The following is a 23,650-nucleotide window of genomic DNA, read 5'->3' as shown; positions in this document are numbered from 1 at the left end:
GGCTCTAGGGTGGGCCGTCACCGACGTCGCCGGGCTCGGGGTGAGCCGCAACCTGCTGTTGACGTTCCTGCTCGGAGGGGTCCCGTTCGCCCTGGTGGCCGGGTTGTTCCTGGCCGGCCGGAAGCTCACCACTGCCGCGCTCGGGCTGAGCGTGGTGCTGATCGGCGCCGGCGTGGTGGTGCTGCGCCACGAGTCACCGGACGAGCTCGAGGCGCGACTGGTCGCCAACGGCGTTCACAGGGAGACCACCTACGCGGTCGCCATCCCCGGCTACCTGCCCACCGACGGTCGCGACTACGGCAACGGGCTGGGTGGCGCGAGCTTCTACCTGGAGAACCCGGACGCGGTCCCGCCCGACCGGTACATCACGATCACCGCGTACGACCGGGTCATCCTGGGCGAGCAGATGTGTGGGCAGCCGACCGCCCAGGACTCGCGCCTGACGTGGGGCTCCTGCACGGTCGAGGCGGATGGTCTGGTCTACCGGCACAACGAGATCGAGCATGGCTACCAGGTGCCGGTCGGACACCTGTATGTGACGGTCGTCGGGACCCCGGCGGTCGACCATGACCTGCTGCGGGCCGCGGCGCTGAGTCTGCACGTGGCCACTGCCGACGAGCTGGGTGGCCACCGGGAGCAGACCGGCGAGTACTACACGGCGGCGGTCCCCGGATACATCGGGCAGGTGACCGGGATCCCGCCAGGCATGCTCTACGCGCCGGCCGACCACATCGGCAACGGAGCGCAGAGCGTCTCCATCTCGCTGTATGTGACCTACGCGGCCAGCGACAGCATCTGCTTCCGCACCACCGAGTGCACGCCGGATGCCGGCCTTACGTACGTCCGCAACGAGGACACGCACGGGTACGTGATAAGGCGCGATGAGGTGAACGTGCGGGTGCTGGGTGGGCTGCGGGTCGACAAGACGCTGCTGCGGCAGGCCGCTCTGAATGCCCGCCCGGCCACCGACGAGGAGCTGCGGCGGGCCCTTCCGCCGCTGAAGCCGCGTAGCCTCGCCGACCGCCTCCGCCAATGGCTGCGCAAGTTCTAGACGCGCGATCGTCGGTGGTTCAACGGACTTGAACATCCTCACATCGGCAAGACCGAATGCTCCGACGCCCGACCTGCTGGCCACGCGTTCGCTGGCCTCCCGTTTCGCAATTGAATCGGCCTTCTCGTTCCCTTGAGCCCAGCGCGGCCGCGACGTCTGCCGCGGTATCCGCGCTACATCAATGCCCTAGAAGCCGATGCTGCACCCCTCGATGAGGAGCCCCATTTGGCTCCGACCTTGGTGCCCCGTCAGGCCCGGAGGAAGTCGTCTGTCACCCGCTCGAACTCGTCGGAGTGTGTCCAGATGAGCGCGTGGTCGGCATCGTCGATGATGACCAGTTGGGACCCTGCTACACCGTCGTGGAGCATCTTCGCGTGGTGGATCGGTACCGCTTGATCGTTGGAAGCGGCGATGACGAGCGTCGGACATGCGATCTCCGCCAGCCGGCGTCTGCTGTCGAACGCCATCGTCTCCTTCCAGGCGGACACCATCGCCTTGCGGTCCTGGTCCGCCATGAGGGCGGTGAGCCAGTCGGCACGTTCCTTGCCGAGCTGCGGCGCCGCCTGGGAGACGATCAACTTCGCCGACAGCCGCGTGCCGAGGACCTGGAGCAGCAGCGGCAGGAGGTGGCCCTCAACCTTTTCGCGGTAGGTCGCCATGTTGAACGCGAAGGTGCAGGCGAGCACGAGTCGGTCGCATCGGTTGGGGAAGTCAAGGACCATCTGTTGAGCGATCGCACCGCCCTGCGAGTAGCCGAGCACGGCGGTGGAGTCGATGCGCAGATGGTCGAGCAGTTGCGATAGGTCAGAGGCCAGCTGCGCCGCCGCGTACGGCGGTGGTAGTGCCCGACTGCGCCCGTGGCCGCGCAGGTCGGGAATGATCACCCGGTGCCGGGTGGCGAAATGCCCTATCACCGGCTCGAACATCTCGCCGGTGACCATCAACCCATGCACGAGCAGCAGGGGCGGCCCCGATCCGCGCTCGGTGAAGTAGAGGGTCTTTGAAGGTGATCGTGCAGAGCTCATGGCACTCTTACGGCCTCCCGCGCATTGCTTGCGCCCCCCATCGCTGTCACGGGCCGACGCGGTCTCAGTGACAGGGACGCTGAGCGGTCGGGTTGATCTGTTTCACAGCCAACCTATTGGATCCCGGGAGCGCAGGGGACATCGCCGGCCGACGGATGTGGCCGCGTTGTGGCGATCCTCCCCGAGAAGGCGGCTATCTCCCGTCGGGAACCTGGTCCTTGACCTCGTCGTAGCCGACCTTGATGGGTGCCTCGGTCGGCGAGTAGATCACCCGGATTACGCCCGTCGGAAACGCCTCCGTCGCCGTCATCCTCAGGTGGTACGGCGCATCGCCATCGTCGAACAGCCTGCGGCCCTTACGCGCCGCCACCGGGTGCACCAGCAGGCGCAGCTCATCGATCAGCCCCGCGGCGAGCAGCTGCTGCACCACGGAAATCGAACCGGGGATGAGGATGCCTCTGATACCAGCATCGGCCTTGAGCGAGGTGACGGCATCGAGGAGATCGCCCTTGATCAGCTCGGAGTTGCGCCAGGAGAACTCCAGCGGCTGGCGGGAGACGACCACCTTGCGCACGTCCCCGAGTTGCTTGGCGAACGGTGCGTCGTCCCCACCCGCCGCCTCGCGGTCGGGCCATGCTCCGGCGAAGCTGTCGTAGGTCTCCCGGCCGATGAGCAGCACGTCAGCGGTGTCATAGTCCTCGCCGACGGCGCGGCCCATGTTCTCGTCGAAGTACGGGAAGTGCCAATCGGGGTCGATCTCGGCCACACCGTCGGCCGAGATGAACAGCGTGGAGATGACCTTTGCCATCGCGGTGATCCCTTCGAGTCAGATGGTGTCGGTAGCTAGACCTGCGCAGCATCCCAAACTCATCGGCCGGCCACAGACCCGTCCCGATGGAGAGTCGGCAGTTCGAGCTCGTCGTGATGCATCGGCACAGACTGCAGCGTGGTATGTAACGACCAGTTCGGCAAACCGTTGGGGCATGTGGTGGCCTACGACGTGCACGCACATCGGCAAGACCGAGCACGGGACTGCCCCGAGTTTGGTTGACTCGCGGGGTTGGCTGTTCAGGCCGCGTGCACGTCGACCGTGGCGCGGTCGGTGACGCTGTCGCCGAGCGGGAGAAACGGGCGTCGAGGGTGTGGGCTGCTGACGGCTACCGGCATGCCCACCGAGTGGTCCCGGTCGGGGCGGTGCTTGTCATCGCGTAGGACGTCGAGCGGGAAGAGCAACTGCTGGCAGACCTGGTCCGCGAACCGCTGCGACCGCGGATCGCTGTAACCGCCAGGAAGATGCTGTATCAGTACTGGCCCAATGATCAGGTGTGGAGGCTGCCCGGGGACGGATCGTCCGGCGGCTGACCGACCTCGGGGTCTGATCCCGTTCATGCCTCCGAAGCCGTCATGCACTTTGGAGTCAGCAGCTGCGATCAGTGCTGCCGGCCGGCACCTCGCCGGCCAGCCGGGTGGCCGCTTCGAACGCCGTCGTCCACGGGAAGGCTTTCTGGCGACTGTTGCCGCTGCCGAGTGGGTGCGGCTCCCATCCGTCCTCGGTCCCGAGGAGGATTCGGACGCGTTCGTCGCGGAGGTTCGCCACGGCGCGCTGGAAGGGTGCGCGGGCGGCCAGGGCGGCGTTGACGAACGGGACGACCACGGTCGGCATCTGCCGGCCGATCAGCCCGAGATCGGCACCGAAGCGCCGATCGGCTACGGCGGCGGCATATCGTTGGGCACCGCGATCGTGGTGCCGCTGACGGCGATCGAACCCCGGATCACCGTTGCCATCTTCGGTGGCGGGTTTTTCGTGTGCGAGGCGCTGATCGAGGCGGCGAGACGCATCACCGTTCCCATCCAGTTCCTGCTCCCGTGGGACGACGAGTACGTCGACCGCCAATCCGCTCTCGCGTTGTTCGACGCCTTCGCCTCGAAGGAAAAGGCGTTGCACGCCAACCCGGGCGACCATCGCACCATCCGCTGGGTCGGGGTCGACAACGAGTTCCTGGCCCGGCATCTCGGCCGGGCCGGCACGTCACCGGTCTGATCTGGCCGGTATCGGCGTCCGGTGCGGCGGGTGCTGCCCGTCACGGCCCGCGCCGAGCAGGTGCGCCGCCAACCGGACGCCGATACCGCCGCCGCATCTCGTCTTTCGTCGGAGCCGCTATGCACGCTCGTCGACATGACCGCGTGACCAGCGGCATGAGCGGCCCGGTTGGCTCGTCTTCACCGCTGTCACTTGAACAGCGCGGCCACGGTGTTAGCGGGCCGTCTGTCGGCATTTCCTATCGGGCTCCCCGTTATGCGATGTGCGCCTTGATCCCCTCGGTTCAGCCTTGTAAACTCCGTGGTTGTACAACTCGTTGGTTGTCCAGTAGGAGCTTGCAATGATGGATTTGATCACTGCCGGGCGTCGGGAACTCGCGGAGGTGCTCGGCGGTCTGAGCGCCACGGAGTGGCAGGCGCCATCACTGTGCGAGGGCTGGGCAGTCGCGCACGTGGTCGCGCACGTGACGATGCCGTTCCGGATCTCGGAACAGGAGTTCGCGCTCGGCATGCAAGAAGCCGGCGGCCGGTTCAATGAGTTCTCCGACGCCGTGGCGAACCGGGACAGTCAGCTGCCGCAGGCCGAACTCGTGGCGGTGCTGCGCGACAACGCCGACCACCCGTGGAACCCGCCCGGTGGCGGGCTTGCGGGCGCACTCAGCCATGACACCATCCACGGTCTGGACATCACCTGGCCGATGTCCATCAAGTACCCCATTGCCGACGAGACGATGACCGCCGTGCTCGACCTGAGCGTCGGCCAGGGGAGCCGCAGCCTGTTCGGCGTCGACCTAGACGGCATCCAGCTGCATGCCACCGATCTCGACTGGTCATCGGGTGCCGGCGCGCGACTGGAGGGGCAAGGCCGCGAGCTGCTGCTCCTGATCGCCGGGCGAAGGATCCCACACGATCTGTTCAGCGGTCCCGGCGCACAGCGAATCGCAGAGGTGAACCGGTGACGACAGCAACCGTCGACGACGACCTGACCATCACCTTCGCCGCCCTGGCAGATCCGACCAGACGCGCGATCCTGGCCCGGCTGGCCGCAGGCGACGCGACGGTCGGCCAGCTGGCCGAACCGTTCGCCCTGACTCAGCAGGCGATCTCCAAGCACCTCAAAGTCCTGGAGCGAGCTGGGCTCATCTCCCGCGGCAAGACCGCGCAGTCGCGGCCATGCCGGCTCGAACCCGGCAAGCTCAATACCGTCGCCGAATGGATCGACCGCCACCGGCAGGTCTGGCACGACCGCTATGACAGGCTCGATGCACACCTGTCCACTTTGCCGTCCGACCAGCGGGAGCATCCCAGATGACCCAACCCGGCGAGTTCACCTATCGGCGCGTCCACCGTGCCAGCAGGGAACTGCTCTTCGACTGCATGACCCAACCCGAGCACCTCACGCATTTCTGGGGGCCTATCGGGACCACCACCCCCGTCGATGGCATCACCGTCGACCTGCGGCCGGGCGGTGCCTTCGAGACAGTCATGGTCAACGACGCCGATGGCAGCCAGTACACGATGCGCGCTGTCTACGTTGACATCCGCCGACCCGAGAAACTTGTGTGGAGCGAGCCCGGCGTCGAAGGCGGCATGACCACGACGATCACCTTTAACGACCTCGGCGACGGGCGGACCGAGGTCGTCACGCACCAGACCAACGTGCCTGCGATGTTCGCCGATCCTCGGGCACGGGAGGGCTTCGAGACGAGCCTGAACCGCTTCAATGAGTACGTTGCCGCACTCGCCTTACCGGCGGACAGTTGACCACGTCGGCCAGGTCAACGACGCGGAGCAGTGAAGCTTTGCCAGAAATACTACTTTCGGCACGTCCGCGCACTGAATCGCGAGTGGGCCAGGCTGCTCGTCACCGAAGTGACGAGCGCCTCGCGGCATGTGCGTGCGTGGCTGCCGCTGCGGCTCTCCGTCGGTGCTGCCTGGGGAGGGGCGCGGGAGCCCTCGCGCAAAGCTCAGCGGTTGCTGGTCGTCGTGTTCCGAAGCATGGTGGTGAGTTCGCGCGCCCGTCGTTCGCCAGGAAAGTCAGCGGCAAACAGTCCGGGCAGCAGAGCAATGCCAAAACCGGCAAGGACCGGGATCAGCAGGAAAACCGTGATCCCGAGTGAAGCTGTCAGGCCGTCGTCGGCCCACCGTGGCCGGATCGGCGCTTGCGCGATCCACTTGCGGCCAAGCGCCAGACCAGCTAGGGCAGTGAGCCCGTACGCCGAGGCGAACAGGCGGGCAGGCAACGTGCCTGAGCGAGCAAGACCGACAACGAACAACCCGGACAAGGCCACGGCCAGCAGCGTGACGACCAGAACCGCGGCAGTCGCGATCCTGCGACGTCTGCGGTACACACTGCCACGTCCATGCCATGTTCCACCAACGAACGGTGCAAGAACGATAGGGCCGTTGGGGGCCGCGATGGTTCGAACGTATCTGCCCCGGTCGGCATGGGGCGCCCCGCGCTTCACAAGCCGGAGGGTACAGCGTGACCACGCCGAAGGGACGGGGCCCGTCGGCAGACGTCCTCATCTCGGCTACTTGGAGACTTTCTGCAGGATCGTCCGGCCAGACTCGGTTCAGGTGCTCGGCGAGACGCTCCCACATTGCGGCTGCCCACCGGTGTCATTGGTGTGGCTCTCTCATGGCCTGCGGTCTCGCCGGGCAACGCGCGAGGAGAGGCTGGAAAGGGCGGCAGGCCCGGGAGGGCAATCGGGGACGACTGTGCAATCCAGCGTGACCGACCTGACCCCGGACATCGGCCCTTCGGACAAGCCACTTCCCGGACCCGCCACCAACCACCCTAAACCCCTGGTTCCAGCGGCGCCTTGACATAAAGGGGCGCCATGAGCGGGCGTCGACTCGCGTGAGAACACGCGTCCATGAGCAGCGACGTAGCCAAAGCTGCCAGCCGCGCCGGCGCGCTGTGGGCCGCCCACCGCGGTCTCAGCTGCAGGTTCGACTGCTGTGACCCGGCAGGCGCATCGACCCCCCAGTCTTGTAGGCGCACAGGCTACGCCAAACGCGACCTAAACCACGCCGAGCGCGCTTGCTCGGCACCCGGATCATGCCAAGGCGACGGCGTCGCCTCCTGGCCGGCGAACGCAACGAGCCATACCCCCGATTTCGGGGACAGGCCGGCTCAGCCTGGGGCCCGATCGAGAACCGGTGATCAGGCGGCCGGAGCGTGCCGCAGGGCTTCCGCGAGCGACTCGGCGTTCTTCTTGTCCACCCGGGGGAAGGTGAGAGCCACGCCGTCGCCCGCAGCACCGAACGCCAGGCGCAGCAGGCTCACGACGCCCATCTTCGCCTCGGCCAGCGAGACCTGTTCACGCGGCACCTCACCGAGGACCTTCTTTCCGGGGCCCCCCAGAAACGTCTGCGGCAGGAAAATCAGTCGACGGTTGGTGAGCACGACGAACTGCTTACGGGTCGACGCCAGCGCCGCCCCCACCAACGCTCCGCCACCCTCAAGCCTGACCGCCTGGCTGACGACCGTCCCGAGTCGACTAGACGAGAACTTCCCGACCATGGCCCGCGTCGCCACGACCGGCTGCTCACCGGCCTGCAGGAACGGCGTCACCTGCTCGAACGCACGGGTCTGAAGCTTCTGCTGCACTGCGTCTCCGTTCCTTGGCCGCGAATCGTGCCGATGCTAATGACTCGGAGGCCGATCTAGATCCGACGATCGGTCGACTCAGACGGGAGAAGTGGACATTGAGCCTTTGCGGGCGCCACTTGCGGTAGGCACGCGTCGACCAGAGGCCGGGGCACCCCAGCCCCTCTTGCTCGCGCTTCGCTGACCTTCCCTAGCGTTCGGACTTGAGGCTGTTCAAGTGACAGCACGGCCTGACTACCGTCCGCCGCAGAGACCAGTGCCGTGGTGGGCGAGCAGCGGTACACGGCGCACTGCCGGTCGCTGGCCGACCGGCTGGCTGGGGAGGACGGCACCGCTGCTGTGCTCGCCGTCGTCGAAGGGGTCGCTTGACAGGTCGCACCGGGACGCTGCCCGCAGGAAGCGGTGTGTCCACGGCTCCAGCTGCCGGTTAAGGTTGCCGGCACTGCAGTCGCTGCGTCACCGGCGCTCGCCGGCACCAGGTGCGGGGCGTAGAGGCGAAGAGCAGCCAGGGCCTCGCTACGCGCACCGGGCCGCAGACAGGCGAAGATTGGTTCGTCGACGCGCCCCAATTCCGCCCAGATGCCGCCCAACGCCTCGCCGCACATGTCCACCAGGACGCGGTCCCGTTCTTCGGCTGCGGGAGAACACGCGATCGATGCAAGTGCTGCCACCACCTCCGGCTCCGGGATGTCACCGAGGTCGAAAGTCACGTCCCACCGATCGGCCGGCAGGCCCTTCTCATCGAGCAGGATCTCGATGAGGGCACGAGTCCGGTCGTCCATGCGCCGGCGCTCCTTCCCGAACGAGCCAGTGCTTGATCCCGACGGCCCGGGTGCGGGCGGGTGGCGCGCACCCGGGCTCTTCACGGCTTACCGGCGGTGGGCAGGGGCGGAGCGCGAGTGATCGTGCCGCTGTTCGCTGGCCCGCCGTTCTGGATGGTCCGGTGGCTTGGTCTGCCGGTGCTGTCCGGTCAGTCGCCGACGCCGTCAAGGCCGCCGGCGGTGCTCGCCTCGGCGCCGCTCGGTGGGCGAGCGGCAGGGCCACGGCGAACAGCGGGAGTAGTCCCAACGTACCGATCAGTCGGATCGTCAGCCATACAGCCCGATTCCGCCGTTGTCCGGCAGCTGGGCTTCGTAATCCGCCGCCGCAACGGCCGGGACTCCAGCGGCCCATAAAGCGGTCAAGACGTCACGCGTCAGGGTTACCAGGCGTGACACCTCAACCTGCTCGTCTCCGTGTAGCTCGACGCACAGGGGCCAGTCCAGGAAGTCCTCCCCGCCCTGCGGATCACGGTAACCGTTGTCTCCCACGTACGCCTGCGCACCCTCAGCGTCGATGCGGTCGTCGACCACTGACCCGTGCAATGCCGTCCGGACCAGCGAACGGACCGCCTTCCGATCCGCCGACCGCACGAAGATTCTGCAGTACCGCTCCACCTGTACACCTTTCAAGTGGCCGTCGACTGCGAAATCGAACCCGACCTCATCACCGTGGGTACGGCGGGCATCCACTCTTCGACACGGGCGGGCGGCACAGCCAGGCGACCGTACAGAAGGTAGCGGCCGGTCTGCCAGATGAGGATGCGCCTACGGAGGCAGATCGGCAGTCACGTGCAGCGCGACACACCGGTCCACTATGGTCCGATCGCCCGCTCCAGCCTCGGATCCGGCGGCGACCGCACCGCCGGCGGACGGTGCCGCAGCGCCTCCCACGCGGCCTTCGGGCCAGCGGCGACGTCTCTGGCCGCGTTGTACCAGATTGTCACCTGCCTGCAGCCGTCGCAGCGGGCCGGCACCCCGAAACCCTCAACGCCGAGCCGGCGACACAGCGTGACCGCCCGGTGCAGGTGCAGCTCCTGGCTGACCAGCAGCGCACGGCGCACGCCGTACACGTCATGGGCCCGTCGGCAGGTGTCGTAGGTGTCGAGGCCGTACGGGTCGACGACCACCCGGGACGGGTCGACGCCCTGTCCGACGAGGTATTCCTGCATCACGCGTACCTCGTCGCCCGAGCCGCCGTGCGCGTCACCGGAGATCAGCAGCGCCTTCACCTTGCCGGTCCGCAGCAACTCCGCGCCGACGTCCAGGCGGCCCTTCAGGAACGGCATGGGCTGCGTGCCGCCGGGCGCCACCTGCGCCCCGAAGACGATCGCGACATCGCTACCGGGCGCGTCGGCGACGGTGACAATCCGGCCGGCCGAAGACAACCGGATCCACGCCGTCGGTGCCAGTACCATCGCGGCACCCAGCGCGGCGGCGACCACGACCCGCCCGGTCAGGCGGCGACGGCGCTCCCGCCGGGTCTCGCGGCCCTCCTGCAGCGGCCGGCCCCGGCGAACCCGCCGCGCAGCCCGCTCGACCTCGAAGAGGAACCACGGCGGCAGGACGTTGCCCGTACGCAACCTCGCGCGCTCGTCGTCGTTCAGGTAACCGGTGACGTGGTCGAGGGCGATGGAGTAGTCGGCCATGCGCCTGCCGCCGCGGCCACCCGGCTCGACCGCGAGCCAGGTGCCGAACGTGGCCAGGACCACCATCCAGCCGACCGGCCCCCGGCGCCGGCTGCGGCGGCGGAGCCGGTCCCGCACGGCCAGCCAGGCGAGACGGTCGTCGCGCACCTTCGGCGTGGGTTTGGGTACCGACCCGGACATGGCGGCAGCATCGCACAAGGCGGCAGCACACCGCTGACCGCGAGTCGTAATTGTCGGTGCCGTGCGCGCCTGAAGGGACTTGAGTCGGCGGCCGAGGAGGTCGGCGCCGAGGCACCATCGTCGACCATCCGCTCATCGGCAGATCCGCGCACACTCAGCGGCAGAAGCGGATGTCGGGTGCCGGTCACGACGCGCGGGCCGTCGACATTATGGTGCGGAACGTCTGCCGGTACGCCGTCGGCGAGACCCCGATCGCGCCAGTCAGGTGCTGGCGCAGCGACGCGGCGGTGCCGAAGCCAGCCTCAGCGGCGACCCGGTCCACCGGCAGGTCGGTAGTCTCCAGCAGACGCCGGGCGTATTCGACCCGCTGCCGCGCGAGCCACTGCCCCGGTGTCATGCCGACCTCGGCGCGGAAGCGGCGCGAGAACGTCCGCACGCTCATCCGCGCGTGCCGGGCCAACTCGGCGAGGGTGATCGGCCGGTATAACTGACTGAGCGCCCACTGCCGGGTCTCGGACGTGGTCGCGGTCGCCGTCTCGGGCACCGGACGGTCGATGAACTGCGCCTGGCCGCCCTCGCGCCACGGCGGCACGACGCACAACCGGGCCACCCGGTTGGCGGCGGCGCTGCCGTGGTCGCGGCGCACGAGGTGCAGACACAGGTCGACGCCGGAGGAGACGCCCGCCGCGGTGAGCACATTCCCGTCGTCGACGAAGAGCACGTCCGCATCCACCTTCACGTTCGGGAACGTCCGCTGGAAGTGCTCGGCGTTGTTCCAGTGCGTGGTCGCCGGCCGGCCGTCGAGCAGCCCGGCGGCGGCCAGCACGTACGAGGCTGTGCAGATGGACACGATCCGGGCATCCGGCCGCAGCCGGCGCAGCGCCGCCGCGACCCGCTCGGGCAGCCAGTCCCGGTCGCCGGTCGGCTCGCAGATGAAGGGCGGCAACACGAGCGTGTCCGCCGTGTCGATCGCCTCGGCGGCGTGCTGGACGGCAACGGCGAAGTCGGCGCTCGTGGCGACTGGTCCGCCGTCGACACTGCAGGTGATGACCTCGTACAGCGGCTCACCGTCGGGACCGACAGCGGTACCGAAGATGCGGACCGGGATGCTCAGCTCGAACGGGTACACGCCGTCGAGCGCCAGGACGACCACGCGATGCATGGCCAAATCCTTTCACATGCTGGCGATCTGGCCACTCGAACCCCGACCGCCGCTCCGGCAGGGTAGATCGCGCACACCGATGACGAACGAAAGGCATGCGATGCGTGCGATTGAACAGGACCGGTTCGGCGGACCTGACGTCCTCAAGCTCGTGGAGGTCGACCGCCCCGAGCCCGGTGCGGCAGAGGTACTCGTCCGGGTCCACGCGGTCGGGGTCAACCCGACCGACTTCTGGCACCGCGAGACCGGCGGCCTGCTCGGCCGTCCGGTGCGGCTGGGCTGGGACCTGTCCGGCGTGGTCGAGGCGGTTGGTGTCGGCGCCGCGCTGTTCCGGCCCGGTGATGAGGTCTTCGGAATGCCACGGCTACCGCAGGCGGCCGGCACCTACGCCGAGTACGTCACGGCACCGTCGCGCCACCTCGCCCGCAAGCCCGCCGGACTGTCCCACGTCGAGGCAGCCGGTCTGGGACTCGCCGGGCTCACCGCGTGGCAGGCCCTCGTCGACATCGCCGACGTCCGGCCGGGCCAGCGTGTACTGGTTCACGCGGCCGCGGGCGGCGTCGGCCACCTCGCCGTGCAGATCGCCAAGGCGCGCGGCGCGCACGTGATCGGCACAGCGAGCGCCGCCAAGCACGCGTTCGTCCGCGGGTTGGGCGCCGACGAGGTCATCGACTACACCATGACGGACTTCGCCGACCGCCTCCACGACCTCGACGTGGTCTTGGACTCGATCGGCGGCGAGTACGGGCCGCGCTCGCTGCGGACCCTGCGCCCGGACGGCATTCTGGTCGCCCTCGCCTCGCCAGCCGAGACGTACCTGGAGGAGGAGGCGGCCCGGCACGGCAAGCGCGCCCGATTCATGATCGTCGAGCCGGACGGTGCCGGGCTCACGTCCCTCGCCGGCCTGGTAGACACGGAGCAGCTCCGCGTCGAGGTGGACACAGTGCTGCCCCTCGAACAGGTCGCCAAGGCCCACGAGATCGGCCAGACCGGCCGTACCAAAGGAAAGGTCATCCTGACGCTCTGACGTCCTACGTCAATCCGGGCGGCAACCCGACTGGACGCGGTCGCAGCGGCGCCGTCGCACCGCGTCGTCCGTCACCCGTGAGTGCTCGCCTCGCCGCAGATCTCGCCGCAGATACTGACGGGACTAGCCGAACGCGGCATCGACCTCCGGCGACGCCCTGGCCGGCTCGACCCTGGCGAGCCAGCCAGTGAACCGCCGCGGCACCGCCGGATCAGGGGCCCGGGCCGAGTGCCGTCCGCCACCGCCCGAGCCAGCCGGCTCAGGTGGTGGCATGAGGGTGCCCGCGGCGCGAACGACAGACAAGGACCAACCAGCGAATATCCGCTTATCGACAAGGCTGGGTGTTCGCTGCGCGCACCCCCGTAACGTACTGTGACGCCCGGTCGGCGGCAGATCCGCGCACCCGATCTTGGTGAGTGGCTCGGCTGACCGACTCCCCTCGTCGACGAGTCGAGTCAGGCGCCGGAGGGTGCTGGTCCGACGACGACGGCGGCGGGGTCGGTATCGAGGAACAGCCGGATCCGCTCAGCGATTGCCGGCCAGTCAGGCCCGAGCCAGACGAAGTGGGTGTGCGAGCGGCTTTCGACGAGTTGGGCGTTACGGATGCCGCTGGCAAGCGACTGAGCGTGGGCGAACGGGACGCCCCCGTCGGTGCGTGTTGCGATCACCAGGGTGGGTTGGTCGATCCGGGCGGTGACGTCGGGCGTGGGACGCAGATCGTTGACGAATCCGCGGCCGGACCGCATCCGGGCGAACAACGCCAGCAGCACGTCGCGGTCCTCGGCGCGCAGCGCTGCCATAACCTCGCCCACCGGTCGGGTCGACAGGCTCCTCGCCATCAGCCGCAGACAGACATCCGGCGCCATACGAGCAAGCGCATGTATCCCGGCCCATGTCACGGCCTCAGTCCCGGCAGCGAACCCGACGTGCGCGCCCAGCCGAGTCCAGCGATCCGGAAAGGGCAGCCAACCCACGGCACTGATCAGGATCAAACGCTCGACGAGGTCAGCATGCCGCGCGGCCATCGTAGCGGCGGTCGGCCCGCCACCCGAGACGCCGACAACGGCGGCGACCCGGGTGATGCCCAGATCGGCACACAACGCACGGACCACGTCCGTATACCCCTCCACCGAACTGCCGGTCGACAGTGGAGTACGGCCGTAGCCGGGACGTGAGGGTGCCAGCAGCGTGCAACCAGCCGCGGCGAACACCTCCTCGCCCAACGCCAAGCCGGCTCGCACGTGCCCACCGTGGAAGACCACCACCACGGCCTCACCACGTCGATCCAACCGGTATTCGACCTGGCCGGCCGGCAGGCACGCCACTGCCGTTGGTCTCACAAAATCGGGCATGGAAGTGCCTCCAGGCGTAGCGGTGCTGCGGCATTCACCCGCCGACCAGCCTTCCCGGCACACCAACCAGCAGCCTAGCCCGTTGCCCCGCCAACGGCACGCCCCCCAACCACTCCGACAGCCTGCCGACGATGGCACCGTCGCCGGCTGGGCCCGAACATCCTCAACTCGGCAAGACCGAGCGCCGTCTTGGTCGTCCAACTGTGACGCTGCGTGACGCGCGGTCAGCGGCACGAGCGAATCGGACCTCTCCGGGCGAGTCGATAATCGGTCGGCGTGATACGGCGGAGTGGAACTTACATTCGTCCGTGGCCCGACGGTCGTGGTGTCAGCACGGCAGGTCGGCCAACGGCGCCAACCAGGTCGATGACGTCGGGTAGCGCGCTCATCGCGGCATTAGAAGCGTGCGTCCTTCTCGGCCCGGTCGTGCATCGGCCGCTGGTGCTGCCTCGCAACGGAGTCGACCTGTCCGCGTTGGCCGTCACCTCGGCGGTGACGGCGATCCGCTGCCTTTCGGGGTCCGTGGGTGCCGCCGGGTTCGCCCACCCACTCGACTAGCCGGTCCGGATGACCAATCCGATCGGGCTTGTCATCTTCGACTGTGACGGGGTGCTGGTCGACAGCGAGCGAATCGGCGTCCGCGTCAACATCGCGTTTGGCGCGGAACTGGGCCACTGACAGAGGCAGAGGTCCTCGAGCGCTTCATCGGCCGGTCCAGCACGTCCACCGGGGAACAGGTCGCGGCCCGCCTCGGACAGCGCGTGGCTGCAACCTGGGCGGACCGGTTCGACCTGGCACACCGCCAAGCGGTGGACGCCGGACTGACCGCCGTCGACGGGCAGCGACGCGCTCGATGAGATCCCCCAGTCGACGTGTGCGGCCTCCAGCGGTACGCACGAGAAGATGCGCCACACCGTGGGCCATACCGGCCTGTATCGCCGATTTGAGGGCCGCATCTTCAGCGCGACCGAGGTCGCCTGCGGCAAGCTTGCCCCCGACTTGTTCCTGCACGTGGCGGCGACGATGGGTGTCCCTCCTGCGGCGTGCGTCGTGGTCGAAGGACAGCCGGTACGGCGTGCATGCGGCTCGCGCCGCCGGGATGCGCTGCTACGGCTATGCGGGCGGATTGACCCCCCGCGCACCGGCTGGAAGGCCCGGACACGGTGGTCTTCGACGACATGGGCAAACTCCCGGCTCTGCTGGACGCAGCCTGACCACGCGCGACGACCACAGCATCAACCGCAGCACAGACGGAGAAGCCCTTGCCGCTCATGAGCATGAGCGGACCAGTCATTCATGGTGTGGTCGGTGAGCTTTTCTGGGTACGTGGAAGGCTGCCTGTGCCGGTTGTAATACTGGCCGCGCGGCGTCGCAGGATCCGCATGACGATCGCCGTCACGACCGGCATGGCGATCCAGCACAGGTACGAGTACGCCGTAAAGAACGACATCGGGATCGACACCAGGAACGCGCCGGCCAGTACTCCCGTCCGGACGATGGCGTTGGTGAACATTCCAGGCGGGGTGCCCAGGCGGTACAAATGATTCCGGCGGATCTCGCGGACCATAAGCAGGAACAGTAGGCCGGCGGCGGCCTGCACCGCAGCGTAGAAGCCGAACCGTACCTGGAACGCCCCGTCGCCGGTGAGTACCTTCGTCGCGAACGGCGTCACCACCTGCATGAGCAGCCAGTACATGCTCAACCGGCTGAGTCGGCCGCCGAGCGACGTGACGTAACGGAACACCCGGTGGTGGCCATCCCAGTGCGCTCCGATCACGACGAAGCTGATGACGAACGCGATGTACTCCCCGCGGTGCTCAGCCACCGAGTGCAGCAGCTCCGCGTTGGTGGTGCCGGCTGGCATGGGCAGTTCCAGGGCCAGGAGCGTGATGGCGATGGCGATGACGGCATCGGCGAAGAAGGTCAGCCGCTCGGCGGCGACCATCCGCACGTCCGGGTCGGCCGGCACTACTTTCTGGGTGAAAACACTCATGGAACAGAAGGGTGCCAGAGTTGGCCGTGCCGCGGTCGCGGCGGGCCAACGCGACGGTCTGGCCTCCGGGCATGCTCTTGGCATCCGCGGCGTTGACCAAGACACGGTAGGGTCCACCGGTCCTCGATAACCCCGATCCAGAGTCTGCGGATACGTGGCCCGCGCCGTGGCCGAGTTACCAGGTCGCAGCGCCATCGAACCCGGCGTCCACAGCTCTTGGCGAATGCTCCGCCAGACCAGGCATCCGCTCATCGGCATGATCGGGCGCTCGCAGGGAGGTCACAGGGAGGTCTGACCCGAGCGAGTCACGGATTGTGACGCCCTCGGCCCGTGGCCGATACTCGTACCGCGGGTTCGGTACGGTGGCCTGGTGCGGCGGAACGTCAAGCGGTTGTTTGCAGATCTGGCCGTCGCCGATCTGACGTACCAAGAGGTGGGCGCTACGCGCGACGCCTCCTTGCCGGCCGATTACGGCCACGTACACCGTGACGTCATCGTAGGAGCCGGACAGACCGCCTTCGACCGCGCGGTTGACGGGCTGTTCGGCTGGGACGTGCACAGAGGCGCTGGGCTGACTGTCACCAGTAGCGATGCACGAGCGGCTCCCGGAGTCGTTGTGGTCCTTCGAGCCGGCCGTGGTCCACTTCGGCTCACGATTCCGTGCCGGGTCATCTACACCGTCGACGACGCCGACCACCGGGGTTTCGCCTATGGCACCCTGCCTGGTCATCCGGAACAGGGTGAGGAAGCCTTCCTGATCACGACGGCGAGCACGGGTGAGGTGCGGTTCCGCGTTCGTGCTTTCAGTCGTCCCGCCTCATTGCTGGCACGGTGGGGCGGACCATTGACTCGCACGATCCAGGAATATGCGACGGACCGCTACGTGAAGGCGATGCAGCGTATCGCCCAACGAGACACCGACCAATAACGCACCTCCAGCACCGCACTCAACTCGGCACGACCCAGCGTTCGACCCACCGCGCCTCGTCACGGAGCGTGGCGCCGGGTCAGCGGCAGATCCGGATGTCGTCAATCCCGCAACTTCGTCCGGCACCTCGTCGAGGAACCACAGCGTTGTCGGTGTCCGGAGGCAGCCGCGGCGGCGCCCACGCTCGTGGCGCAGCACCTCAGGGATGACGACGCAACGGCGACTTGTCGCCGACCAGCCAAAGATGGCCGTAGGGGTCGAAAAAGCCGCCCTGCCGATGCGTTCCCCACGGCATTTTGTGGTCGCGCACCGGATCGTGGTAGTCGGCACCTGCTGCCGCGGCGCCACTCAGCAGCGTATCGGGATCGTCCACGAACACCTCGACTCGCGTTGTCGTGACGCCAAGCGCAACCGGACTCTCCCAGCGATTGCTCTCTGGCTGGGCGAGAAAGAACGGCGCCCCCTGAACCTCGAGACCGATGACCGAGCCGAGATTCCACAGCTCGGTCGCGCCCAGAGCGCGTTGGTACCAAGCGGATGCCGTCGCGGCGTCCGGCACCGCGAGCATGAGGGAAATGACGGTCACGAGCCACACGGTACGCCGCGGGCGGTCCCGCGCACGGCCCGCGGCACGACGGACGCCGAGCTGGCGAGCTAACTGTGACGGCCGCCTACCGGTTGGCGCGCCCGCTCGGCGGCAGATCCGGATGCCGAGCAGGTCAGTGCCGCTCGGAAAATATGTGCTTGGCAAGGCAGACGGGCCTTCTCGGTGAGTGGTCAGTCAAGGCAGAATCTCGACGTACCCGGCGCTTCCGTGCACGCGGATCCGCTGCCCATCGAGAATCAGCCGGGTGGCATCTACCACACTGACGACAGCCGGCAGGCCGTACTCCCGTGCGATCACTGCGCCGTGTGTCATCAATCCTCCGACCTCCGTCACCAGGCCTGTGATGGCGACGAAGAGGGGCGTCCAGCTCGGGTCCGTGTGGGCCGTGACGAGGATGTCACCCGGTTCGAGATCAGCCTGGGCCATGTCCAGGATGACGCGGGCGCGCCCTTCGATGGTCCCGGCGGAGACCGGTAGGCCGATCAGGGCGCCGGTCGGCACGTCGTCGCGTCGGTACGCCCCGGCGATGACCTCGCCATCCGATGTCAGCACCCGGGGCGGCGTGAGCGCGTGGTACGACCGGAACGCGTCCTTGCGCTGCTGGATCAGCTTGCCATCCACCTGGTTCGAGCGCACGACGTCGTGGAGCTCCTGGAACGTGAGGTAGAAGACGTTCTCCTTCTCAGGGAGCACGTTGGCCTGCACGAGGCGCTCGGCCTCTTCGAGCAAGGCCTGCTTGTAGACGAAGTAGCGGCTGACGATGCCGTACTTCGGGTACTCCCGGTAGCCGATGAAGGTCCGGACCCGGTCGATCATCCGCTTGGTCTCGTCGGCCTTCTGCTCCCCGTCCGGCAGTGCCCGCAGGCGTTCGAGCACCTCCTGCGCCTTCTTCTGCGCCTCCTGCCGTCCTTGCTCGAAGCGCCGCTTGGCGGCGCCCGGCTCGAAGTTCCTGACGTTGTCGAGGATCACGGGCACGAGCGTGGTGGGGCGCTCGCGCCAACGCGGCCTCGTGATGTCGATCTCGCCGACGCAGCGCATGCCGTACCGGTCGAGGTAGGTCTCGATGGCGTCGCGCGCTTCGGTCCCGCCCGCGAGCTTCGGCAACTCGTCCAGGAAGCCCTCGTCCTCGACGCCCTGCAGGAACGCCACCACCTCCGCATGCGGGCGGATCACGTCCGCGACGTCGAGCAGCGCCAGTCCCATCTCCGACGTGACGTTGCCGGGGGCGGACAGCGTGAGGGTGTCGGCCGCGTTCTTCTCGCCCAGCCATTCCCGCAGCCGGTCGTTGAGCCACCAGGTGGCCTCCATCCCCGCCATGATCGCCTGCATGCTCAATGGATCACTGAGGACCCGCTTGTGCTCCTGGAAGGCCTCCAGCAGGAAGTCGAACAGCGCCGGTCCGGTCTTCGTCTGGATGTCGCGCCGCAGGGCGGCGATGGACGCCTGGCTGCGCCCGATCAGCTCGGTGACGATGGCCGGATCGGTCTCGATCGGGGCGGACGCGCCGCCGACCGGCGGCGCGCCGGGACCGCCGTCCGGGAGCGCCGGGACGAAGTCGTGGCGGTCGAGGACGGTCTCCAGCGCGTCCCTGATCAGCGGATCGGACCTCCCCGCCATCTCCAGGAGGCCGGCGCGGCTCGCGGGCGAGGCCAGGCGCCGGGTGACGTCGACGAACAGCCTCCCGCCGGCCTCGTGCATCGGCGCCATGGCCGTCAGCTGCCACACGGAGAGCCCCAGTGGCTTCATGGGGTCGGTCATCATCTGCTGATGACCAACGGAGAGGTAGACGTGGTTCTCCCGGTCTCGGGCCGCGGGGATGGGGAACAGCGTGGTGATTGGCCGGCTCTGCACGATCTGGAAGTCATCGTCGACCAGGCACCATTCGATGTCCTGCGGGCGGCCGAAATGCGCTTCGACCCGCCGCCCGACCTGCACGAGCTGCACGACCTGCGCATCCGTCAGCGCCGGCTGCTCCTGCCGCTGCGGGTCGATCGCCACTTCCTGCGTCCCGCCAGCCGGCAGGGCGTGAACGGCATGCTGTTTGGCGGCGACCGCCTTGGCGACGACCTCGCCGTCGCGCACCTTGAAGACGTCCGGGTTCACCCGGCCGGAGACCAGGGCCTCGCCGAGGCCGAAGCTGGCGTCCACGCTGGCGACCTTCCGGTTGCCCGTGACGGGGTCGGCCGTGAACAGGATGCCGGCCGCATGCGGGAAGACCATCCGCTGCACGACCACGGCCATGTGGACCTTCCGGTGGTCGAAGCCGTTTCGCAGGCGGTAGGTCACGGCCCGCTCGGTGAACAGCGACGCCCAGCACCGGCTGACGTGCTGGAGGATCGCCGCCGGGCCCACGACGTTCAGGTACGTGTCCTGCTGGCCCGCGAAGGAGGCCGTCGGCATGTCCTCTGCCGTCGCGCTGGATCGCACGGCGTAGGCGGCTTGCTCGCCGAGCTGGGCGAGCGCGCGGGTGATCGCCGCCGCGAGATCGCCAGGGATGGCGATCCCTTCGATGGTCCGGCGGATCTCCGCGCTGAGCGTGCGGATCGCCTCCCGGTCATCCGGGTTCAGGCGCGACAGCTGATCGAGCCGATCGTCGATCGACGGCGCTTCCGCCATGATCCGCCGGAAGGCGGCCGTCGTGACGCAAAAGCCAGCCGGCACGCGGATGCCTTCGATCCGCGACAGCCCGCCCAGGTGCGCGGCCTTGCCGCCAACGACCGCGACCTGCGTCTCGTCAATCTCTTGAAGATCCAACACGTACTGCTCGATCATTGCGATACCTCCGAGGCAGCCGTGCTCCGTTGCACTGCACTGGCCGATCGAATCACCGGCGCCTCCAGCTGTGTCGAACCTCTTGTTGGGCACGTCCTCATGTCTGGGTGGCTTCCCTCTGACGAGTCGGCCGGCCGCTGCGCCCGGTCGGGCGGCGCGCACCCCCGCACCTCCGCGTCAAGCGCCCGCAACTGCACCGCCAATCTCATCAGCGGTTCGAGGTCGCCGCGTCCCCCGTACATCGCCAACACACCCACGTCGTGCCCCGCATTTCCTCGTCGGTGCTGTGTCCGGCCGCCGATTCTGCGGCAGGACCCGGGTCTTGCCGCAAGCCCCCCCGTGCGCTATACGTTAGAAGTGGCAAGGAGTGAGACCTTCTTGCCTTTGCTTTTGTCGTCCGCCGCGGGCTGAGATCCTTCGACCGCCTCGAGCGTGCCGGGTACCTCCGGCGGGTGCCGGACCCCCACGACCGCCGCAGCGCCCTGGCACTCTCAGACGCCGGTGGCCACGGCCGCGTCGCCCGGGTGGGCTTTGCCCGGCCGTCCCGGTTCCTGCCGCTCACGCTCGGCCTGTAGACCATCCTCGTGCTGATCCCGGTGATGATCGCCTCGGGCGGCCCGCCAGCGCCGCCGGCGCTCTGGACCATCGGGGGCTGGGACATGCTGTGGTTCCTGCTCAGCGCCAGCCTCCTGCGCTTCACCCAGCGCCGTTCCGAGCGACCCGGCAATGGCAAAGATCAGCGGTCCTACCTGACCGCACATCCGCTCATCGATACGACAGCGCACGGCGCCAGGCGCCACCAACGCGCGGACAGCGGCAGATCCGGTCGAGCCTGCCGGTTCGGTGAGCTCTGGTTCGTCTGTCGCCCGGGATTCACCGTGGCCGGTCAACGCTCGTATCTGCTTCGGCGAGCTGAGGCTAGGTTGTCTCGAACGGTGACGCTGAGTGGGTGGTCGGGTCCCAGGACCCGCTCGCAGTCGGCGAGCGTCTGCCGGTACAGGGCGATCGCCTCATCGAGGCGTCCCACCGACCGGTAGGCCTCGGCGAGGCCGTTGCGGTTCGTCAGTGTGTGGGGGTGGTCCGGTCCGAGGACCCGCTCGCAGTCCGCGACCACCGCCTCGGTAAGCGGGATCGCCTCGTCGTGGCGCCCGCCGGCCCGGTAGGCGCCGGCAAGGTTGTTGCGGGAGCCCAGGGTCTCGTGGTGATCGGGCCCGAGGACCCGCTCACAGTCGGCGAGCACCGCCTCGATCAGGGCGATCGCCTCATCGTGGCGCCCGGCGGCCCGGTAGGCGCCGGCAAGGTTGTTGCGGGAGCCCAAGGTGTCGGGGTGGTCGGGCCCGAGGACCCGCTCCCGGTCGGCGAGCACCGCCTCGGTAAGCGGGATCGCCTCGTCGTGGCGCCCGGCCGTCCGGTAGGCGCCGGCCAGGTTGTTGCGGGAGGTCAGGGTATCGGGGTGGTCGGGCCCGAGGACCCGCTCCCGGTCAACGACCGTCCTCCGGTGCAGATTGATCGCCTCATCGTGGCGCCCGGCGGCCCGGTAGGCGGCGGCCAGGTTGTTGCGGGAGGTCAGGGTGTCGGGGTGGTCGGGCCCGAGGATTCGCTCCCGGTCGGCGAGGGTGGCCGTGAGTACCGGAATGGCACGGGTGAGGTCTCCCGTCTCGTACAGGGCTTTGCCGACCCAGTCGCATTGGCTCAAGAGCAGGTGCGACGGGTCGTGGCTGTAGCCGCGCAGGGTCAGGACGTGGGCGGCGAGCTCGTCGAGTTCGGCGCGGCGGTGGGCCACCTGGGTGTACGGGAACTCGTCGGTGAGCGTGTGCAGCATCCGGGTCGCGGTGGTGATTGCGGTGGCGAGCGCCTTGCCCGGTGGTTTACCGACCTGGTGGCGAATCACCCGAGCGGTCAGACGGTGCATCGACACCACGACGCCGTCGCCGCCGTGCTGGTCCTGCGTGGTACCACCGAGCGTGATCAGGGACCGGGCCGCGAGCACCTGCAGCGCATGCCTCAGCCCGACCTTGAGACTCAAGGCCGTCTCCGCCTGAGTCAACAGGGTGCGGCTGATCCCGTTCGAGGACAGCAGCGACAACACCGTCACCAGCCGAGCCGCATCGCCGCTGACGGCGGTACGGCGCAATCCGGCGAGGCTGAGTTGCGTGGCCTTGAGCACCCCGGGGTGGTCGGTGCCGGCCTGGCGACGCAGCGTCTCGTCCAGGTCCTGTTCCTCTAAGGCGGCGAGGTACTGCCGGTACGAGAGCCTGTCGTGAACCATGTACGCGGCAGCCTGCGCCAGCCCCAGTGGCAGCCATCCCAACTGCTCACCCACCTCACGAGCGTCATCCGTGGTTGGCAGGCCAGTCGCCTTACCGAGGAACGCCAGCCCCTGGGCTGGCGTGAACATGCCAACCGACACCGCCGTAATACCGGGCATGCTGGTGAACTCCCTGCGGTTACTGGTGATGATCACCTTCGAGGTGCCTGTCGCTGGCAGGAACCCGCCAAGCGCGTCCGGGTCGTCCACGTTGTCGAACACCACCAGCCGCCGGGCCCGGTCGTCGCGTTCCAACCATCGTCGCACTGCGGTCGCCGCCGCCTCGGGCGTCTGCTCCGCCTTACTGAGACCCAGCTGATCGGCCAGCAGCGCCAGTCCGGTGACCGGCCCCGACTCGGTGTTGATCCACGCCACCAGGTCATAGCCGTCAGCCACGCACCGGCGGGCGTACGTCGCCGCCAACTGCGACTTGCCCGCCCCCCGCTCACCAGGCAACGCCACTAACGCCGTCCTGCCCTTGCCTCCTAGCGTCTCACGCAGCGCAGTCGCCTCATCCGGCCGCTCCTGCCAATGCCACGCCTGCTGTGGGATCGCCCCGAACACCCGGACCTCCGACCCGGAGGCGCCCATCCTGACCGGGTCCGCGCCGGATCTGTGCCGCACCCACTCAAAGACTGCCGAGGCCGCCAGAAGCATCCCGGTCGCAGTCCACGCCACAGCCGGCCACCACCGCCACGACAGCTCCACTGTGTTGGTGGCAAGGTTGCCGACCAGGCCGACGGCGGCCGCCACAAGGACACCCGTTACGGCGGACGGCAGCCACCCACCCTTACCGCGACTCATAAGCGATCTCCGGCCACGCTGTGAAGCACCCTGGCAGCCCGCCACCCTACGCCCAGCGCTGTCCTTGAAGGATCCTCAGGCGACACCACAGTGGCAGTGCGGGTTGGGTCGGGACTGCCCCACCGGCTGCACCGGTTGTTGTTGGACTTTGCCCCGGCGGGCCAAAACAGTTCCTGTCCGCACGGGCGGCTGGGAGTTGCCCCCTGGTCCTGGACACTTGAACCTTGGATCGTGATGGTCCGGGGAGATCAGGAGTCCCTGACAGATGGTGAACAAGCACTACCCCGCGGAGTTCAAGGCCGACGCGGTGGCGTTGTA

20 protein-coding genes and 2 pseudogenes are annotated in these 23,650 nt (G+C 68.3%); 9 read left to right on the top strand and 13 right to left on the bottom strand.

From position 1 onward, the window contains the following. Positions 1–1,051 (top strand): hypothetical protein (locus DKL51_RS34930; RefSeq protein ID WP_185734801.1); only part of this gene is annotated, 1,051 nt, incomplete at its 5' end. Positions 1,052–1,299: 248 nt separating this feature from the next. On the opposite strand, the gene DKL51_RS14470 is transcribed toward DKL51_RS34930, so the two are convergent. From DKL51_RS14470 to DKL51_RS36365, 3 genes and pseudogenes are all read right to left on the bottom strand, one after another. After that, the gene (locus tag DKL51_RS14470; RefSeq protein ID WP_109943481.1) at positions 1,300–2,076 is read right to left on the bottom strand and encodes an alpha/beta fold hydrolase; all 777 of its coding nucleotides are present in this window, start codon (positions 2,074–2,076) and stop codon (positions 1,300–1,302) included. Between the two features lie 193 nt (positions 2,077–2,269). After that, the gene (locus DKL51_RS14465; protein WP_109943480.1) at positions 2,270–2,884 is read right to left on the bottom strand and encodes a dihydrofolate reductase family protein; all 615 of its coding nucleotides are present in this window, start codon (positions 2,882–2,884) and stop codon (positions 2,270–2,272) included. Between the two features lie 609 nt (positions 2,885–3,493). Beyond that, positions 3,494–3,754, bottom strand: a pseudogene (locus tag DKL51_RS36365) (flavoprotein); the annotation flags it as partial. A gap of 228 nt (positions 3,755–3,982) precedes the next feature. Between DKL51_RS36365 and DKL51_RS36360 the strand changes: the two are divergent. The 5 genes from DKL51_RS36360 (at position 3,983) to DKL51_RS14440 (ending at position 5,880) form a co-directional block, all read left to right on the top strand. After that, the gene (locus tag DKL51_RS36360; protein ID WP_260428483.1) at positions 3,983–4,117 is read left to right on the top strand and encodes a hypothetical protein; all 135 of its coding nucleotides are present in this window, start codon (positions 3,983–3,985) and stop codon (positions 4,115–4,117) included. 21 nt (positions 4,118–4,138) lie between these two features. After that, positions 4,139–4,264 carry a hypothetical protein gene (locus tag DKL51_RS36355; RefSeq protein WP_260428482.1) on the top strand — a complete coding sequence of 42 codons (126 nt, stop codon included), beginning with the start codon at positions 4,139–4,141 and terminating at the stop codon, positions 4,262–4,264. Positions 4,265–4,457: 193 nt separating this feature from the next. Next, positions 4,458–5,075, top strand: coding sequence for a maleylpyruvate isomerase family mycothiol-dependent enzyme (locus DKL51_RS14450; RefSeq protein WP_109943479.1), 618 nt, complete (start codon positions 4,458–4,460; stop codon positions 5,073–5,075). After that, entirely contained in the window at positions 5,072–5,428 is a 357-nt protein-coding gene (locus tag DKL51_RS14445) for an ArsR/SmtB family transcription factor (protein ID WP_109964323.1), read from the top strand. The genes DKL51_RS14450 and DKL51_RS14445 overlap by 4 nt, the downstream gene beginning before the upstream one ends. Continuing rightward, the gene (locus DKL51_RS14440) at positions 5,425–5,880 is read left to right on the top strand and encodes an SRPBCC family protein (RefSeq protein WP_109943477.1); all 456 of its coding nucleotides are present in this window, start codon (positions 5,425–5,427) and stop codon (positions 5,878–5,880) included. The genes DKL51_RS14445 and DKL51_RS14440 overlap by 4 nt, the downstream gene beginning before the upstream one ends. A gap of 203 nt (positions 5,881–6,083) precedes the next feature. Here DKL51_RS14440 and DKL51_RS14435 read toward each other — a convergent pair whose 3' ends face one another. The 5 genes from DKL51_RS14435 to DKL51_RS14415 form a co-directional block, all read right to left on the bottom strand. Next, positions 6,084–6,467 carry a hypothetical protein gene (locus DKL51_RS14435; RefSeq protein ID WP_109946028.1) on the bottom strand — a complete coding sequence of 128 codons (384 nt, stop codon included), beginning with the start codon at positions 6,465–6,467 and terminating at the stop codon, positions 6,084–6,086. Between the two features lie 818 nt (positions 6,468–7,285). After that, complete coding sequence (locus tag DKL51_RS14430; RefSeq protein ID WP_109946029.1) at positions 7,286–7,732, bottom strand: hypothetical protein; 447 nt, start codon at positions 7,730–7,732, stop codon at positions 7,286–7,288. Between the two features lie 1,088 nt (positions 7,733–8,820). Continuing rightward, positions 8,821–9,168 (bottom strand): hypothetical protein, encoded by a 348-nt coding sequence (locus tag DKL51_RS14425; protein ID WP_109964826.1) that lies wholly within the window; start codon positions 9,166–9,168, stop codon positions 8,821–8,823. Positions 9,169–9,365: 197 nt separating this feature from the next. Then, positions 9,366–10,379 (bottom strand): SanA/YdcF family protein, encoded by a 1,014-nt coding sequence (locus DKL51_RS36350; protein WP_243420598.1) that lies wholly within the window; start codon positions 10,377–10,379, stop codon positions 9,366–9,368. A gap of 184 nt (positions 10,380–10,563) precedes the next feature. Continuing rightward, a complete protein-coding gene (locus DKL51_RS14415; RefSeq protein ID WP_109946031.1) occupies positions 10,564–11,541 on the bottom strand; it encodes a GlxA family transcriptional regulator in 978 nt (325 codons plus the stop codon). Between the two features lie 100 nt (positions 11,542–11,641). Between DKL51_RS14415 and DKL51_RS14410 the strand changes: the two genes are divergently transcribed. Then, the gene (locus DKL51_RS14410; protein ID WP_109946032.1) at positions 11,642–12,568 is read left to right on the top strand and encodes an NADP-dependent oxidoreductase; all 927 of its coding nucleotides are present in this window, start codon (positions 11,642–11,644) and stop codon (positions 12,566–12,568) included. A 455-nt stretch (positions 12,569–13,023) separates the two neighbouring features. Here DKL51_RS14410 and DKL51_RS14405 read toward each other — a convergent pair whose 3' ends face one another. Then, positions 13,024–13,920, bottom strand: a complete 897-nt coding sequence (locus tag DKL51_RS14405; RefSeq protein WP_109946033.1) for an alpha/beta fold hydrolase — start codon at positions 13,918–13,920, stop codon at positions 13,024–13,026. Positions 13,921–14,487: 567 nt separating this feature from the next. Between DKL51_RS14405 and DKL51_RS37465 the strand changes: the two are divergent. Next, a pseudogene (locus tag DKL51_RS37465) lies at positions 14,488–15,134 on the top strand (HAD family hydrolase). An 80-nt stretch (positions 15,135–15,214) separates the two neighbouring features. On the opposite strand, the gene DKL51_RS14395 reads toward DKL51_RS37465, so the two are convergent. After that, the gene (locus tag DKL51_RS14395; RefSeq protein ID WP_109946035.1) at positions 15,215–15,913 is read right to left on the bottom strand and encodes a TMEM175 family protein; all 699 of its coding nucleotides are present in this window, start codon (positions 15,911–15,913) and stop codon (positions 15,215–15,217) included. A gap of 370 nt (positions 15,914–16,283) precedes the next feature. Here DKL51_RS14395 and DKL51_RS14390 point away from each other — a divergent pair, with 370 nt between their 5' ends. Then, positions 16,284–16,841 (top strand): DUF1990 domain-containing protein, encoded by a 558-nt coding sequence (locus DKL51_RS14390; protein ID WP_221623184.1) that lies wholly within the window; start codon positions 16,284–16,286, stop codon positions 16,839–16,841. A 199-nt stretch (positions 16,842–17,040) separates the two neighbouring features. On the opposite strand, the gene DKL51_RS14385 is transcribed toward DKL51_RS14390, so the two are convergent. The 3 genes from DKL51_RS14385 to DKL51_RS14365 form a co-directional block, all read right to left on the bottom strand. After that, positions 17,041–17,427, bottom strand: coding sequence for a VOC family protein (locus tag DKL51_RS14385; protein ID WP_109964827.1), 387 nt, complete (start codon positions 17,425–17,427; stop codon positions 17,041–17,043). Between the two features lie 195 nt (positions 17,428–17,622). After that, on the bottom strand, positions 17,623–20,220 hold the full coding sequence (gene rph, locus DKL51_RS14380; RefSeq protein WP_124812160.1) for a rifamycin-inactivating phosphotransferase: 2,598 nt from the start codon (positions 20,218–20,220) through the stop codon (positions 17,623–17,625). Between the two features lie 886 nt (positions 20,221–21,106). Continuing rightward, positions 21,107–23,281 carry a tetratricopeptide repeat protein gene (locus DKL51_RS14365; protein ID WP_221623183.1) on the bottom strand — a complete coding sequence of 725 codons (2,175 nt, stop codon included), beginning with the start codon at positions 23,279–23,281 and terminating at the stop codon, positions 21,107–21,109. Positions 23,282–23,650 lie beyond the last annotated feature (369 nt).

This window comes from Micromonospora globispora (assembly GCF_003857015.1).
Lineage (GTDB): Bacteria > Actinomycetota > Actinomycetes > Mycobacteriales > Micromonosporaceae > Micromonospora > Micromonospora globispora.
The sequence above is the reverse complement of the archived record's forward strand: the minus strand, read 5'-3'. Positions and strand labels throughout refer to the sequence as shown.